The organism is Streptomyces sp. NPDC102514 (assembly GCF_055584525.1).
The window spans coordinates 566054-580802 of sequence record NZ_JBVJLW010000001.1; the positions used below are offsets into that span (position 1 = coordinate 566054).

The 14749-nt window shown below is 71.2% G+C and carries 15 protein-coding genes; 5 read left to right on the plus strand and 10 right to left on the minus strand.

Annotated elements, in window-relative coordinates; translation table 11 throughout:
- The first annotated feature begins 30 nt into the window (after positions 1–30).
- From ACZ60E_RS02650 to ACZ60E_RS02660, 3 genes are read left to right on the plus strand one after another with little or no spacing between them, the layout of a single operon-like run.
- Complete coding sequence (locus ACZ60E_RS02650; RefSeq protein WP_385832076.1) at positions 31–369, plus strand: ArsR/SmtB family transcription factor; 339 nt, start codon at positions 31–33, stop codon at positions 367–369.
- Positions 366–842, plus strand: a complete 477-nt coding sequence (locus tag ACZ60E_RS02655; protein ID WP_469437302.1) for an SRPBCC domain-containing protein — start codon at positions 366–368, stop codon at positions 840–842. The genes ACZ60E_RS02650 and ACZ60E_RS02655 overlap by 4 nt, the downstream gene beginning before the upstream one ends.
- Entirely contained in the window at positions 839–1477 is a 639-nt protein-coding gene (locus ACZ60E_RS02660) for a dihydrofolate reductase family protein (RefSeq protein ID WP_469437304.1), read from the plus strand. Before ACZ60E_RS02655 ends, ACZ60E_RS02660 begins: the two co-directional genes overlap by 4 nt.
- A 217-nt stretch (positions 1478–1694) precedes the next feature.
- Here the strand turns inward: ACZ60E_RS02660 and ACZ60E_RS02665 are convergent, their stop codons facing one another.
- The 4 genes from ACZ60E_RS02665 to ACZ60E_RS02680 form a co-directional block, all read right to left on the minus strand.
- Positions 1695–2153, minus strand: a complete 459-nt coding sequence (locus tag ACZ60E_RS02665) for a hypothetical protein (protein ID WP_469437306.1) — start codon at positions 2151–2153, stop codon at positions 1695–1697.
- A 127-nt stretch (positions 2154–2280) separates the two neighbouring features.
- On the minus strand, positions 2281–3522 hold the full coding sequence (locus ACZ60E_RS02670; protein ID WP_469437308.1) for an FAD-dependent oxidoreductase: 1242 nt from the start codon (positions 3520–3522) through the stop codon (positions 2281–2283).
- A gap of 171 nt (positions 3523–3693) precedes the next feature.
- On the minus strand, positions 3694–4641 hold the full coding sequence (locus ACZ60E_RS02675; RefSeq protein WP_469437310.1) for an ornithine cyclodeaminase family protein: 948 nt from the start codon (positions 4639–4641) through the stop codon (positions 3694–3696).
- Positions 4638–5471: an IclR family transcriptional regulator gene (locus ACZ60E_RS02680; RefSeq protein WP_469437312.1), complete on the minus strand. Its 834-nt coding sequence runs from the start codon at positions 5469–5471 to the stop codon at positions 4638–4640. Before ACZ60E_RS02680 ends, ACZ60E_RS02675 begins: the two co-directional genes overlap by 4 nt.
- A gap of 203 nt (positions 5472–5674) precedes the next feature.
- Between ACZ60E_RS02680 and ACZ60E_RS02685 the strand changes: the two genes are divergently transcribed.
- Both ACZ60E_RS02685 and ACZ60E_RS02690 read left to right on the plus strand, forming a co-directional pair.
- Complete coding sequence (locus ACZ60E_RS02685) at positions 5675–6985, plus strand: amidohydrolase family protein (protein ID WP_469437314.1); 1311 nt, start codon at positions 5675–5677, stop codon at positions 6983–6985.
- Positions 6982–8055: a dipeptidase gene (locus ACZ60E_RS02690; protein ID WP_469437316.1), complete on the plus strand. Its 1074-nt coding sequence runs from the start codon at positions 6982–6984 to the stop codon at positions 8053–8055. The genes ACZ60E_RS02685 and ACZ60E_RS02690 overlap by 4 nt, the downstream gene beginning before the upstream one ends.
- A gap of 39 nt (positions 8056–8094) precedes the next feature.
- Here ACZ60E_RS02690 and ACZ60E_RS02695 read toward each other — a convergent pair whose 3' ends face one another.
- From ACZ60E_RS02695 to ACZ60E_RS02720, 6 genes are all read right to left on the minus strand, one after another.
- On the minus strand, positions 8095–9123 hold the full coding sequence (locus ACZ60E_RS02695) for an iron-siderophore ABC transporter substrate-binding protein (protein WP_469437318.1): 1029 nt from the start codon (positions 9121–9123) through the stop codon (positions 8095–8097).
- A 122-nt stretch (positions 9124–9245) separates the two neighbouring features.
- The gene (locus tag ACZ60E_RS02700) at positions 9246–10145 is read right to left on the minus strand and encodes an ABC transporter ATP-binding protein (RefSeq protein WP_469438309.1); all 900 of its coding nucleotides are present in this window, start codon (positions 10143–10145) and stop codon (positions 9246–9248) included.
- Between the two features lie 98 nt (positions 10146–10243).
- The gene (locus ACZ60E_RS02705; RefSeq protein WP_469437320.1) at positions 10244–11374 is read right to left on the minus strand and encodes a FecCD family ABC transporter permease; all 1131 of its coding nucleotides are present in this window, start codon (positions 11372–11374) and stop codon (positions 10244–10246) included.
- On the minus strand, positions 11371–12315 hold the full coding sequence (locus ACZ60E_RS02710; RefSeq protein WP_469438311.1) for a FecCD family ABC transporter permease: 945 nt from the start codon (positions 12313–12315) through the stop codon (positions 11371–11373). Before ACZ60E_RS02710 ends, ACZ60E_RS02705 begins: the two co-directional genes overlap by 4 nt.
- 374 nt (positions 12316–12689) lie before the next feature.
- Complete coding sequence (locus tag ACZ60E_RS02715; RefSeq protein WP_469437324.1) at positions 12690–14300, minus strand: sodium/solute symporter; 1611 nt, start codon at positions 14298–14300, stop codon at positions 12690–12692.
- Complete coding sequence (locus ACZ60E_RS02720; RefSeq protein ID WP_384797054.1) at positions 14297–14725, minus strand: DUF485 domain-containing protein; 429 nt, start codon at positions 14723–14725, stop codon at positions 14297–14299. Before ACZ60E_RS02720 ends, ACZ60E_RS02715 begins: the two co-directional genes overlap by 4 nt.
- Between the last annotated feature and the right edge of the window lie 24 nt (positions 14726–14749).

The following is a 14749-nucleotide window of genomic DNA, read 5'->3' on the forward strand; positions in this document are numbered from 1 at the left end:
CGACCTTCATGTCTCGCAATACTTAGCCTCATGGCACAGTATTCGACGCAGCTGGACGGCGTGTTCGTCGCGCTCGCCGACCCGACCCGGCGCGCGGTCGTCCGGCGTCTCGGTCGTGGCTCCACGAGCGTCGGGGAACTCGCCCGCGAGTTCCCCATGACCCTCCCCTCGTTCATGAAGCATGTGCGCACGCTCGAAGCGAACGGGCTCATCCGCACGGTCAAGTCCGGCCGGGTCCGCACCTGTGTGCTCAACCGCGACCGGCTCGCCCTCGTCGACGACTGGCTCGCCGAGCAGCGCCGGACATGGGAGGAGCGCACGGACCGCCTCGAACAGTTCGTCACCGATCCGGAGGAGAACCGACAGTGAACCCCGACCTCGATCTCAGTCTGGAGCGGATCATCCGCGCCCCGCGCGCGACCGTGTGGAGCGCCTGGGCCGACCCGTCCCGGCTGGAGAAGTGGTGGCTCCCCGCCCCGATGCGCTGTCGGGTGGACCACCTGGAACTGCGGCCCGGCGGGGCGTTCGTGACACGGATGAGCGACGACGCCACCGAGTTCGTCCCGCATCTGGACGCGTGCTTTCTCGCCGTCGATGAACTGCAGCGGATCGTGTTCACCAACGCCGTCGACAGCACCTGGCGTCCGGCGAACCCCGCCCCGGTCACGATGACCGCCACGATCACACTGCACGAGCACCCGGACGGCACGGACTACCGGATGCTCGTACGGCACGGCGACCCGGAGTCCCGCGCCCGGCACGACAAGCTCGGGTTCGCCGACGGCTGGGGCACGGTCGCGGGTCAACTGGCCGCGCTCGCCGAGAGCATGGCCCCGCGATGAAGATCACCCTCACCGAGTTCGTCACGCTCGACGGGGTCAGCCAGGGCCCCGGTTCACCTGACGAGGACACCAGCGACGGGTTCACGCGCGGCGGCTGGCTCGTACCGCACATCGACGAGGTGTTCGTCCAGCGCGTCTCCGACTGGCTCGACCTCGCCGACGGTCTGCTGCTCGGCCGCCGCACCTATGAGGCGTTCGCCCGCGACTGGCCGAAGATCACCGACCCGGCCGATCCGTTCACCGGGCGGATGAACTCGCTGCCGAAGTACGTCGTGTCGAACACCCTCACCGAGGGGACCTGGCACCCCACGACCGTGCTCAACGGCGACCCGCTCAAGACGGTCGCCGAGCTGAAGGCGCGACCAGGACGGGAACTCCAGATCCATGGCAGCGCCCGCCTGGGCGAAGCCCTGCTCGCGGCGGACCTGATCGACACACTGCGCCTCGTCGTCGCCCCCACGATCCTGAGGACCGGCCGACGGCTGCTGACCGGCCCGGGCATTCCGTCCGGCCTGCGACTGCTCCACCACGAAGCGACGCCGAACGGCCTGCTGCTCCTCGAATACGGGACGACGGGCGAGGCATCCACCGGCGAGTACCAGGGAGTCACCGACTTCGTCGGGACGTCTCCCTGAGACGGCACAGGCCCTAGGCCCGGTCGTCAAATTCCCGCCTGCCGGGCGACGCCTGGCACGCTCCCCCAGCCTCCGGCCGGGGGGACCCCCACTCGCCGCACCGGGCGAAAGCCCAAGTACGTCCAGTACGCGGACTTCCGCCCGGCACACCGAGAGCACGCACCAGACGCCGCCCGGCCCGCCCTCCGGGCGGACGTCGGGAATTTGACGACAGGACCTAGGACGGGGTGTCCGGGCTGTCCGGGCGGGCGGTGTGGTCGCGGTGGCCCGTCGTACGGCGGTCCTCCTTCATCTCGGCCTCGTAGAGGTGGTCGCGTCCGTCCGCGAGGTCGCGCAGGGCACTTCGCTCCAGATCCTTGAACGGCTGGTAGTAGGTGCCGTCGTAGGCCTCGACGATCTGGAACGTCCAGTGGCCTGGGATCACATTGCGGCCCAGGACCTCGCGCTCCACACGGTCGGCGTACGCGGTGTGGCCCGCCTCGCGGAGGAGCCCGACCGCGCGGTCCAGCTCCAGGTCGGCCCCTCCGGTCAGTTGGTGGAACGAGTACAGGTGTCCCCGGGCCCGCTCGGTGGTCTCCAGTGCCTTGGACAGCGCACCGAGCGCTTCCACGGTCTCGTCACTGACTCCCTCGGGGCGCCGATGGGCGCGGTCGGGACCGTCGTTCGGTTGGTTCATGCTCTGCCGCATGCCCGCGGAACGCGGACACCTATGCCGCTTCGGCGGTACCAGTGCCCGGATGGCGCACGAGGTCTGCCGACGCTGTCAGTGCCCGCCGCCCCTCAGCGCCGTGACCGCCCGCGGATCACGGCGTCCGGTCGTTGCCGGCGTCTCCGTTGACTCCGGCGTCTCCGGTGAACATGGCGATCAGGCTGTGGGGTGTCTTGTCGCCGTAGAGCAGCTCATGGAGTTCGGTGCCCTCGGCGGCGGCTTCGGCGCCACGGGTGAACATGGCCTGCTCGTACTCGGCGAGGGCGCCTTCGACGTCGTCGGGGCGGGCGGCGAGGGCCTTCCCGAGTTCGGCGCCGTCGTACATGGCGAGGTTGGCGCCCTCGCCGTTCGGGACCGAGAGGTGGGCGGCGTCGCCGAGCAGGGTCACCCCCGGGACCCTGTCCCACCGGTGTCCGACGGGCAGGGCGTTGAGGGGACGCAGGACCGGCGCGGTCTCACCGTCGGTGATCAGCGCGGTGAGCTCAGGTGCCCAGCCGGCGAACTCCTTCGCGATGCGTGCCGTGACCCCGGCGGAGTCGCCGAAGTCGATGTCGGCGAACCACTCCCGCGACTCGCTGAGCATCACGTAGGTGTGGAGGGTGCCGCCGCTCTCCCGGTGGGCCAGGATCGCCCTGCCCGGCGTGAGCGCGAACATCGAGCCGCCGCCGACCGCCTTCGCACTGGCCGGGTGCCGGGTCTCGCTGTCGAACAGGTAGGTCTCGACGAACGACATCCCGGCGTACTCCGGGGTGATGGCGGTGAGCAGCGGCCTGACCCGGGACCAAGCGCCGTCCGCGCCGACCAGCAGGCCCGTGTCGACGGTGGTGCCGTCGGCGAAGGTCACCTCGTGCCGTCCCTCGCCGAGCGCACGCGTACCGCTGACCTTGTGCCCCCACCGGACGGTGCCGGCCGGGAGCGAGTCGAGCAGCAGCTGCCGCAGCTCGCCGCGCAGCACCTCGGGGCGGACGCCCGTGCCGTCGTCGGCCTTGTCGAACAGGACGGACCCGTCCACGTCGAGGACCCGTATCGCCTCGCGGCCCTCAAGGATGAGCTCGCGGAACTCGTCGGTGAGGCCCGCCGTCTCCAGAGCCAGCTGGCCGTTGTAGTCGTGGATGTCGAGCATTCCGCCCTGCGCACGCGCCGTCGGCGATGCCTCGGCCTCGTAGACCGTGGCCGGGATGCCGTGGACGTGCAGAACGCGGGCCAGGGTGAGTCCGCCGAGCCCGGCGCCGATGATCGTGACGTGAGTGCTGTCAGTGCTGTCAGTGCTGTCAGCGCTTCCAGTGCTGTCAACGGTGCCGGCGTTCTGAGTGCTTCGGGTGTCCTGAGTCGTCATGGTGAGGATTCCTTGCCTGTCGCCTGTCGTACGCCTGCCGGAAGTGCGCCCGGCGGATCTCCTGCAAGGTTTCAGTCCGCGCCGACAAGCCGCCGACACCGGACCGACAGCTCCCGACGGCTGTCTACAGGCGACCGACACGCCCATCGGCATCGGGCGGGCAGCGGGCGCTCACAGGTCGACGGTCGTGCCCCACCCCTCGCGCACGGCGACAGCGTGGGCGACATGGGCCGCGGCCACGTCCAGAGCGGCGTGCCCGGTGGACTTGAACAGGGTCAGTCCGGTCTCGTCCCGGCGACCGGGGTTCATACCCGCGAGAACGGAGCCGAGGAGGGTGACGGCCTTGCCCTCGGGCAGGTCCTGCAGCTCGTGCGCGCCCGCCGGCGGCGCGGCGGCTGCGCCGGGCCACTCCGCGAACAGGACCGCGTCCCGGACGGTGTCGGCGTCCACCTCGGGGCCGTGGGAGCCGCCCACCGAGCTGACATGGGCGCCCGGTGCGAGCCAGTCCCGGCGGATCACCGGGCGGACGGCGCCGGTGCAGCAGAACACCACAGCGGCCTCCCGGACAGCCTCTTCGGCGCTCGGGGCGGGTTCGGCCGCGGGGTGCAGACCGATGGCGTCGCGGACCCGCCGCGGGTCGCGCCCGGCCACGGCGACGGGCGTTGTGGGATCGAGGAGGGCGAGCAGGGAGAGCTGTGCCCGCGCCTGGGCTCCGGTTCCGACAACGGCGATGCGGCTCGGGCGGGGCGCGGCCAGGGCGAGGGCGCTGTGGGTGGCTGCCGCGGCGGTGCGTATCTCTGTGAGGGATTCGGCGTCGAGGAGGGCGAGGGGGCGGCCGTCCTCGGGGTCGAAGAGGGCGACGATGCCGCGATGGCTGCTCCGTCCGGCCTGCGCCGGGTCCGCGAACACGGAGACGAGCTTGGCCGCCAGCCCGAGCCCGGGAACGTACCCGGGCATGACGCCGAGCAGTCCGCCCGGGGCGCGCGCGGCGACGCGCGGTGGTGCGGAGGCCTCGCCCCGGCTGACGGCGATCAGTGCCTGTGCCACCGCGTCCATGACCCGGTGCGGGTCGAGCGCGGCGCGGGTGCGGGCGCGGTCGAGAACGAGGACACCAGTCATACCGGTCCGTTCGCGGGGTCGGAGGAGGTCGCGGATGCGCCGGGCGCGGTCAGGAGCCGTTGCAGTGTGTCGGTGGCCTCGCGCAGGTGCTCGCGCAGTCCGGGGAGGCGGGAGGGCGTGAACTCGGCGTCCAGGCCGACGACCGTCAGCGCGCAGACGGGCGCGCCGGACGTCGGTGAGACGACGCGGCCGAGCGAGGCGACGGGCTGTTCGTTGCGGCCGTGTTCGACGGCGAACCCGGTCCGTTCCGCGCGTTCGATGTCGGCCAGCAGCCCGTCGGGACCCTCCAGCGGGTGCCCGGCCGCCTCGGCGGGACGCAGATAGGGGGCGCGGGCGGCGGGGGCGAGCGCGGCGACCAGGGCGAGGGGGCCCGCGAACCGGTGGACGGGCAGACCCTCGCCGATCAGGTCCGTGATCATCGCGAGCCGGTCGGGCCGTACGGCGTCGATCACCCGTGACCGGTCGTCCTCCAGCACCTGGAGGTTGGCCATCATGCCGGTCCGCGCCGACAGCTCGGTGAGCACGGGGCGGGCGATGGCCGTCAGTGAGTTCCTGGCCGCGGACGACGACAGCTGGAGCACCGCGGTGCCGGGCAGATAGCGGTCACCGGCCCGCAGCACCCATCCCCGGCGTACGAGATCGAGGAGGACGCGGTACGCGGTCGCGCGGTGCAGGCCGACCTCCTCGGCCAGGTCGGTCAGGCGCGGCGGGTGCGGTGCCCGCGCGACGGCCTCGACCAGGTCCAGGGCCTTGTCCACTGCGGTGCGGGGTGCTTCGGGCAAGTCCGACCACTCCTTGTGGCGTCGGCGTACGGCGGCGTACGGTGTCATGTGTTGCAGGAGACGTTACATGTGTTACGTACAGCGCAACAACACGTACACCACAACATCCCGCGTGACCCCCCTGGGCCAGCCGGTCACCCCTGGGTCAGCCGACCACCCTGGGCCGGCCGACCCTCCCCAGAACCGGCGGGCCACCCCGGAATCAGCAGGCCACCCCTGAGCCGGCTGACCACGATGAGCGAGAGGCGAAGATGACGAACGAGGCCTCGGGAGCGCCGACCCCGCACGCCCCGCCCCCGGCGGGGACGGTCGCCGTGTATCGCGGTGCCACGCTGTTCGACGGAACCGGCCGGGCGCCCCGCCCCTCGACGTCGATCGTCATCGACGGCGCGACGATCCGCGCGGTCGGGGACGACGCGGAGATCGCGGCCTCGCTGCCGGCCGACGCGCAGGTACACGATCTCGACGGACGCTTCGTCATGCCGGGTCTGATCGACTCGCACCAGCACATCGCGACACCGCCCGACCGGCCCGCCGCCGAAGCGGTCCTCGACCGACTCGTGCACAGCGGTGTCACGGCGATCCGCGACATGGCGGACGACCTGCGGCAGGTCGGCGACCTCGCGCGGGCCGCCCTCGTCGGCGAGATCCCCGGCCCGGACATCCGCTACGCCGCGCTGATGGCCGGACCCGGCTTCTTCGACGACCCGCGCACCCACCAGGTCTCCCAGGGAGAGACCCCGGGCGCCGTGCCGTGGATGCAGGCCATCACCCCGGACACGGACCTGCGCGTGGCGGTGGCCCTGGCGCGCGGCACGCACGCCGCCGCCATCAAGGTGTACGCCGACCTCGACGACAGCACGGTCGCCGCGATCACCGCCGAGGCACACCGCCAGGGCATCCCCGTCTGGGCCCACGCCGCCGTCTTCCCGGCGACACCCCGACAGGTCGTCGAGGCCGGTGTCGACAGCGTCTCCCATGTCACGCTGCTCGCCTTCGAGGGCGCCGACGGGCCGCTGACGACGTACAAGGACAAACCACGTTTCGACCACCAGCGGTTCGCCGCCGAGGACGATCCGCACCTCGACGCACTCTTCGCCCTGATGTGCCGCCGCGGAACCGTCCTTGACGCGACCGCCGGCATGTGGGAGAGCGACGAGCTGGCGGGGGAGGGGCCCGAGGACGCCGCACGCGCGCGGGCCAACGCCCGACTCGCCGCGCACATCACGGCTCAGGCGTACCGCGCCGGTGTGGACCTCTCGACGGGCACCGACTACGAGACCGCTCCCGAGGCCCCTTTCCCCGCCCTGTTCGAGGAGTTGGCGTTCCTCGTGAACCGCTGCGGCATCCCGCCCGAGGAGGTGCTGCGCTCGACCACCCTGATCGGCGCCCGGAGCGCCGGAGCCGAGGACGTCATGGGAAGCGTCGAGGCGGGCAAGCTCGCCAACTTCGTCGTCCTGGACGAGAATCCGCTGCTCGACATCGACCACCTGCGCAGCGTCACCCTCACCGTCAAGCGCGGCCACCGCTTCGAGCGCGGCGCGTACAAGGAAGCCCGATGAACTCCACTCCCATGATCATCAACGCGCTCGGGCAGCTCGACAACCCGAACGCGCCCCGGTCGGCCGAGGCCGCCGCACAGCTCAACCAGACCAGCGAGCAACTCACCGTCGACGCCCGCACCCTGGCGGACGCCCGCGCCTCGGGGCTCACCGCCGTCAACATCACCCTCGGCTACACCATGGGCGATCTGCCCCCGTACGAGCACACGCTGCACGAGATCGACGTGTGGGACGGGATCGTGCGGGAGCACGCGGCGGACCTGCTGAAGGTGCGCACGGTCGCCGACCTCCACCGGGCACGGGAGGAGGGCCGGATCGGTGTCGTCTACGGCTTCCAGAACGCCGTCGCGGTCGGCGAGGACATCGGCCGCATCGCCACGTTCGCCGAGTTGGGTGTGCGTGTCGTGCAACTCACCTACAACCAGGCCAATCACCTCGGCGACGGTTCCATGGCACCGGCGAACCGCGGCCTGAGCGACTTCGGCCGCCGCGTGGTCGAGGCGCTCAACGAACACGACCTGATGGTCGACCTCTCGCACAGCGGCGAGCGCACCTGTCTGGAGGCCGCGGCCCTCTCCCGTGCACCGGTGTCGATCAACCACACCGGCTGCCGGGCGCTGGCCGATCTGCCCCGCAACAAGACGGACGAGGAGCTGCGGCTGGTCGCGTCGCGCGGGGGGTTCGTGGGCATCTACTTCATGCCGTTCCTCAGCCTGTCCGGTCATGCCACGGCCGCGGACGTCGTCGAGCACATCGACCACGCCGTGAACGTGTGCGGTGAGGACCACGTCGGCATCGGCACCGACGGGCCCGTCACCTCGATCGACGACCTCGACGCCTACCGCGCGGATCTCGCCGAGCATGTGGCGCTGCGCCGGGCGGCCGGAGTCGGAGCGGCGGGCGAGCGCGCCGACACGTTCCCCTTCGTCCTCGATCTGCGCGGGGTGGACCAGTTCAGGGAACTGATCCACCTCCTGGAACAGCGCGGATACCGCTCCGAACGCATCGAGAAGATCCTCGGACGCAATTTCCTCGACTACGCGGACCGGGTGTGGGCGAGCACCGCGTGAGGCCCCTGAGCCCCCTGAGGCCTCTGAGGACCGTGAGAGCTACTTGAGCGCCGCCGCGAACAGCGGCACCACGTGCTCCAGCGCGTAGTCGACCGACAGTACGGAGTCCATCGCGAACGCCGAGCTGATGTTCTGGTCGTCGAAGACGACGGAGTGGCCCTTCTTCACGGACGGTACGGCCTTGAAGAGGGGATCGGAGCTGATCTTCTTCGCGGTGACGCCGATGGGAGCCATCACGGTCAGGTCGGCGTCGAGGAGGCCGAGGTTCTCCTCCGAGACGGGCACGGAGAACGCGGAACCGGCCTTGGCCTCGATGGCGGGGCTGTTCTTGAACCCGAGCCGCTCGACGAAGTCGACCCGGCCCGTGCCACGGACGTACGCGCCCCAGGCGGACGCGGTCCGCGACCCGAGCGTGATGGTCTTGTCCTTGAACTCCGGGTGCGCCTTCGCGGCGTCGGAGAACTTCTTCTCGGTCTCGGCGATCAGCTTCTTGCCGTCGTCGGAGAGACCGAGGGCCTGGGCGACCATGGTGGTCTGCTTCGCCCAGGAGATCTTGTACTGGTCGCCGCCCTTCGGCACTCCGACGGTCGGCGCGATCTTGCTCAGGGTGTCGTAACGCGTCTGGTCGCCGCTGGACTTGGTGTCCAGGATCAGGTCGGGCTTCAGGGCCGCGATCTTCTCGTACTCGGGCTCCAGCGTGCCGATCTTCTGCGGGCTCTTGTCGTAGAGGCCCTTGGCCCAGGGGCCGAGACCGTCGCCGCCGAAGGCGAGCCAGTCGCTGGCCCCGACCGGCTGCACGCCGAGCGAGAGCGCGGCCTCGGCGTCTCCCCAGCCGAGCGCCACCACACGCTTGGGTGCCTCGTCCACGGTGACCGTGCCGAACTTGGTGGCGACCTTCGCCGGGAACGCGCCGTCGGACGGCTGGGCGGCGCTGTCCTGGCTGCCGGACTCGTCGGACGAACCGCAGGCGGCCAGCGCTCCCATCAGGGTGAGCGCGAGGGCGCCGGTCAGCAGGCGCAGACGGCCCGGGCGGCGTCGGGAGCCGGAGTCGGCGGGGCGAGAGGACATGGTGGCTGCTCTTTCCGGGAGGTTCATCGAAGTACTCGACAGAGGTGAGAGGTGAGAGGTGACAGGGGCGAAAAGCTGAGGGGAGAAGGGGGCGGCGAGGAACGGGACCAGGGGGCAGAGATTCAGGAGACGGTCGGGGACTGGGACTTGGACTTGGACTTGGACGAGGCGAGCGGGGTGTCGTCGGCCGGGGACGCCGTGATGTGATGCCGCCCCATCGGCACGATCAGCGGAGTGGCCGACGCCGGGTCGGGGACGACCGCGCTGCGCAGCCCGAACACCTCGTGCACCAGCTCCTCGGTGACGATCGCGGTCGGAGTGCCCTCGGCGACGACCCGGCCGTCCTTCATCGCGATGAGGTGGTCGGCGTACCGGCACGCGAGGTTGAGATCGTGCAGGACGACGGCGAGGGTGACACCGCGCTGCCGGTTGAGGTCGGTCAGCAGGTCCAGGACGTCCAGCTGGTGGCTGATGTCGAGGTAGGTGGTGGGCTCGTCCAGCAGCAGGATGTCGGTCTCCTGGGCCAGGGCCATGGCGATCCAGACGCGCTGGCGCTGCCCGCCGGAGAGTTCGTCCAGCGGCCGGTCGGCGAGGTCGAGGACGTCGGTGGCGAGCATGGCCGCGGCGACGGCCTCGGTGTCGGACGCCGTCCAGCGCCGGAACCAGCCCTGGTGCGGATACCGGCCGCGACCGACCAGATCGGCGACGGTGATGGCCTCCGGCGCCACCGGCGACTGCGGGAGCACGCCCAGCGTCGCGGCCACCTGCCGGGTGGGCAGCTCCTGGATGTTGCGGCCGTCGAGGAGGACGGCTCCCGCCGACGGCACGAGCAGCCGTGCCATCGAGCGCAACAGCGTGGACTTGCCGCAGGCGTTGGGGCCCACGATGCAGGTGATGCGGCCGGGTGGCAGATCGACGTCGAGCTTCGAGATGATCTCGCGCTCTCCGTATCCGAGCGTGAGGTCCCGGGCCTGAAGGGTGTGCGGGGTAGGCGGGGAGGGCGGGTCAGGCGGGGTGTGCAGGGCGTGCGGGGCGTGCGGGGAGGTCACCGTCGTCTCCTTGAGGGTGCGGAGCGGTTCACGGACCTCGCCGGAACCTTCGTCTGAGGGTCGTGTCACGGTCAGCCGCCCTTGCCCACGCGGTTGGCGCGCGCGAGCAGCCACAGCAGGTACGGCGCGCCGACGAGGCTGGTCACGATCCCCACCGGCAACTGCGAACCGGGGATGAGGTGCTGGGCCGCGTAGTCGGCGAGGAGCACCAGCGTGGCGCCGACCAGGGCCGAGGGCACCAGGGCCGCGCCGCGCCCGGGAAGCAGGCGCCGGGCGATGGGCGGGGAGACGAAGGCGACGAAGCCGACGGGCCCGGCGGCGGCCGTCGCCAGGCCCGCGAGGGCGGTCGCGCAGGCCAGCATGGCGAGTCGGCTGCGTTCCACACGGGCGCCCAGACCGCCGGCGGCCTCGTCGCCCAACTGCAGGGTCGGCAGGGCACGCGAGGCGATCAGGGCCAGGGGCAGCAGCACGACCGCCCCGCCGAACAGAGGCCAGAAGTGGGTCCAGGAACGGCCGTTGAGACTGCCGGTCAGCCAGAGGAACGCGTTCTGCGCCTCGGTGACGTCCGACCGCGTCATGACGTACGAGACGACGCTCGACAGGCCCGTACCGATGCCGATGCCGACGAGGACCAGCCGGTAGCCGCTGATCCCCTTGCGCCAGGCCAGCAGATACACGGCGGCCCCGGTCAGCAGCGCGCCCGTCAGGGCTACCGCCGACAGGGCGATCCCGCTCAGGCCGAGGACCATGCTCGCGAGGACGGCGGCGGCGCTGGCCCCCGCGCTGACGCCGATGACATCGGGGCTGGCCAGCGGGTTGCGCAGCAGGCCTTGGAACACCGCTCCGGAGAGGCCGAAGCAGCCGCCGACCAGGAGGGCCAGCAGGGCGCGCGGCAGGCGCAGTTCGAGGACGACGAACTGGGTTCCCGTGTCGCCGCCCCCGGCCAGGGTGGCGAGGACGTCGGCGAGCGGGACGACGAAGTCGCCGGTGGTGAGGGACAGGGCGAACGCCGCGAGTACGACGGCGAGCAGGACCCCACTGACGAGAGCACCGCGGGCCTGCCCACGGCGTCGGACGCGGGCCAGCCTGGCGACGGCGTCGTGCGCGGCGGCGGGGGAGGGACGGCCGGTCGCGCCGGTCGCAGCGGTCGGCTCCGGGTGCGCGGTGGCCGTACCGCCCGCGGACGTGGTCCTACGGTTCACAGTTCGACCACGTTCCGACGGCGGACGAGCAGGACGAAGGGGATGGCGCCCAGCGCGGCGGTGATCACACCGACCTGTACCTCGCCGGGCCGCGCGATCAGGCGCCCCACGACGTCCGCGAAGAGCAGCAGGGTCGGCGCGAGCAGCGCGCTGTAGGGGAGGATCCACTTGTAGTCGGGGCCGGTGATCAGGCGTGCCGCGTGCGGAACGGCCAGGCCCAGGAAGCCGATCGGCCCCGCGATCGCCGTTGCCGCTCCGCAGAGAAGGACGACACTCACGGCGCTCGCCAGCCGTACCGCGACGATGCGCTGGCCCAGGCCGCGCGCGATGTCGTCGCCGAGGGCGAGGGCGTTGAGGGAGGGGCCCAGCAGCAGGGCCAGCACTCCGCCGACGGCGATGAAGGGCAGCGCCTGCCACAGGACATCGATGTCACGGCCGTTGAGCGCGCCCACCTGCCAGAACCGGAACTGGTCGAACGTCCGGCTGTCCCCGAGCAGCATGGCGCTGGTCAGCGAGCCGAGCACGGCGGTGGTGGCCGCTCCGGCGAGGGCCAGTTTCACGGGCGTCGCACCCTCGCGGCCCAGGCTGCCGATGCCGTAGACGAGTACGGCGGCCACGCAGGCCCCGAGGAAGCCGAACCAGATGTACTGCGCGGGCTCGGTGAGCGACAGGACGCTGATGGCGAAGACGACGGTGACGGAGGCGCCCGCGTTGACGCCCAACAGGCCGGGATCCGCCAGGGGGTTGCGTGCGACGCCCTGCATCAGGGCTCCGGCGACACCGAGCGCCGATCCGGCGAGCAGACCGGCGAGGGTGCGGGGGAGGCGGACCTCCTGGATGATCATCTGTCCGTGGACGGAGCGGTCGGGACTGAACACCCCGGCCACCACGTCGTGCAGTGCCACATCGCCCGAGCCCACGGCGAGGCTGAGCACGCTCATGGCGGTCAGTGCCAGGGCCGCGGCGAGCAGGCCCGCGCTCAGTGCGGGTCTGCCGTGACGTCGGCGGACGCGTTCGGCGTCCGCGAGGTCGGGCGGGGAGAGGGAGACGGTCACGCGACGCGTATCCGGGGGTGCGTGCCGCGGGTGAACGGCGACGGGGCGAAGCGCACTTGAGGTCGTCCTTGTCGGCCCGCTCGCGGGCAGCGCAGAGGTACGGAACTGGGTGTTCCGTTCAGTAAGGTAAGCCAAACCTAACATCAAGAAAGATGCTGTACGCACCCGGTCCGGGCGAAGTCGTCTCGGCCCGGGCGTGGTCATCTCGGCCCGGGCGTGGTCATCTCAGCCAGGGCGTGGTCATCCCGGCCCGGGCATCCTCATCTCGGCCTGGGCTCCGGCCCCGCCAGGATTCTGGCCTCGATCCGCTCGTAGTCCTTCTTCCGCCGCTGGGTCTCACGCCGTCCCGAGAACATCGTGCCGAGCCAGCCGAACGCGAAGCCCAGAGGAATGGAGACCAGACCGGTCGTGGTGAACGGGAACCAGTTGAAGTCGGCCTGGGGAAAGGCCGCCATCGGTGTCCCGGACACGAGCCGGGTGCCCGGCATCAGGACGAGGACCGTGAGCGAGCCGCCGATCATCGTGCTCAGCAGACCGGTGCGCGTGTACCGGCGCCAGAAGAGGCTGTAGATCAGCGCGGGGGCGATGGCCGAGGCGGCCAGGCAGAAGGAGAGCGTCGCCAGGGGCTGGAGGCTGCGGTGCTGGATGAGGCCGGCCAGCACGATCGTCGGGATTCCGACGGCGAGCGCGGAGACCCGGGCCACGGTCATCTCCCGTACCGGTGAATGAGGGGTGGCGCGGCTGGCGTAGACGTCGTGGGCCAGGGAGTTGGCGCAGGCCAGGATCATGCTGGCGACCGAGGCGAGCAGGGTGAGGAAGATAGCCGCCGTGACCGTGGTGAACAGGAAGGTCTCGGCGCGGGTGACGTGCGTGCCGAAGACCGCGCGGGAGCCGACGAGGTAGGCCGTGTTGCCGCGCGGGTCGGCCGTGGTGATCCCGGACCGTCCGAGGAGCGCGGTCGCCCCGATCGCGACGACGGTGATGATCAGCATGAACAGGGCCACCGACGACACCGCCCAGGACATCGAGCGGCGTACCTGCCGTGCGCTGTCCGCAGTGAACATGCGCATGGTGACGTGGGGCAGACAGGCGCCGCCGAGCACGATGGCGAACTGCGTGCTGATCATGTCCAGATCGGCGTGCGGACCCCCGGCGAACTGCAGGCCGGCGCGCAGGAACGCGTCGCCCGCCCCGCTGTGTTCCGCCGCCGTGCGGAACAGCTCTCCCGGGTCCCACGCGAAGGCGCGCAGCATCAGGAAGGCGACCACGGAGCCCGAGCCGAGAAGCATGACCATCTTGAGGATCTGGATGAGGGCGGTGCCCTTCATCCCGCCGATGGCCGCGTAGGTGATCATCAGGCCGCCGACGCCGATGACGCACCCCGTCTTCATCGTGGTGCTGCTGAAACCGAGGATGAAGGCGAGCAGTTGGCCGGTGCTGGCGAGCTGGACCAGCATCATCGGCATCAGCGAGGCGATGGTCACGACACATGTGGTGATGCGCACGGCACGGCCGGGCATCCGCCGGGCGATGGCGTCCCCGGTGGTGAAACGGCCGGTGTTCCGCAGGGGTTCGGCCAGCAGGAACATCAGGAGCAGCAGGGACAGGAGGGTGCTGAGGGCGAGGACGACACCGTCGTAGCCGCACAGCGCGATGACTCCGCCGATGGTGAGGACGGTGGCCGCGGAGATGTAGTCGCCCGCGATGGCCAGGCCGTTGCGCATCGGGGACAGCGAGCGGTAGCCGGTGTAGAACTCGTCGAGATCGTCCCGGTCCGGGCCCGCGATGACGCAGAGCAGCAGGGTCACGGTGACGACGGTGCAGAAGGCGACCAGGGACCAGGTCTGTGCGGTGCCGCTGAACTCCGTCATTGTCCGGGCTCCTGCTCGGCGAGCAGAGCCGTGCGCTGCCGCATCCGGCGTGCGAGCGGATCGACGTACCGGCTCGCCGTGTACTCGAAGAGCACGATCGCCAGCCAGGTGACGGGGAGTTGCACCAGGCCGAGCACCATGCCGGTGGACAGACCCCCGGAGACCGGCTTCGTCATGAAGGCCGGGGCGCGGACGGAGAGGATCAGGAAGGCGGTGAAGTAGGCGAGGACGACGAAGGTGGCGACCCGGCGCTGTCTGCGATAGGCCCGGCGCAGAATGCGCAGGTCACGGTGGTGCCCAGGTGCTGAGGGGCGCGTGACGCGCTCGGGTAAGTGCTCTTCGGTGGTGGCCCAGGCGGGCGGGACGGTGGGGTGCCTGGCCCGGTGGGGCTGCGGGGCGTACGCATCCGAGGGGTCGTCGGACATCCCGGTTCTCCTAGCGCGGCAGGG

Coding starts and splice junctions, on each gene's coding strand:
- ACZ60E_RS02650 (WP_385832076.1), top strand. CDS start 31: ATGGCACAGTATTCGACGCAGCTGGACGGCGTGTTCGTCGCGCTCGCC.
- ACZ60E_RS02660 (WP_469437304.1), top strand. CDS start 839: ATGAAGATCACCCTCACCGAGTTCGTCACGCTCGACGGGGTCAGCCAG.
- ACZ60E_RS02665 (WP_469437306.1), bottom strand. CDS start 2,153: ATGAACCAACCGAACGACGGTCCCGACCGCGCCCATCGGCGCCCCGAG.
- ACZ60E_RS02670 (WP_469437308.1), bottom strand. CDS start 3,522: ATGACGACTCAGGACACCCGAAGCACTCAGAACGCCGGCACCGTTGAC.
- ACZ60E_RS02675 (WP_469437310.1), bottom strand. CDS start 4,641: ATGACTGGTGTCCTCGTTCTCGACCGCGCCCGCACCCGCGCCGCGCTC.
- ACZ60E_RS02680 (WP_469437312.1), bottom strand. CDS start 5,471: ATGACACCGTACGCCGCCGTACGCCGACGCCACAAGGAGTGGTCGGAC.
- ACZ60E_RS02685 (WP_469437314.1), top strand. CDS start 5,675: ATGACGAACGAGGCCTCGGGAGCGCCGACCCCGCACGCCCCGCCCCCG.
- ACZ60E_RS02690 (WP_469437316.1), top strand. CDS start 6,982: ATGAACTCCACTCCCATGATCATCAACGCGCTCGGGCAGCTCGACAAC.
- ACZ60E_RS02695 (WP_469437318.1), bottom strand. CDS start 9,123: ATGTCCTCTCGCCCCGCCGACTCCGGCTCCCGACGCCGCCCGGGCCGT.
- ACZ60E_RS02710 (WP_469438311.1), bottom strand. CDS start 12,315: ATGAGCGTGCTCAGCCTCGCCGTGGGCTCGGGCGATGTGGCACTGCAC.
- ACZ60E_RS02715 (WP_469437324.1), bottom strand. CDS start 14,300: ATGACGGAGTTCAGCGGCACCGCACAGACCTGGTCCCTGGTCGCCTTC.
- ACZ60E_RS02720 (WP_384797054.1), bottom strand. CDS start 14,725: ATGTCCGACGACCCCTCGGATGCGTACGCCCCGCAGCCCCACCGGGCC.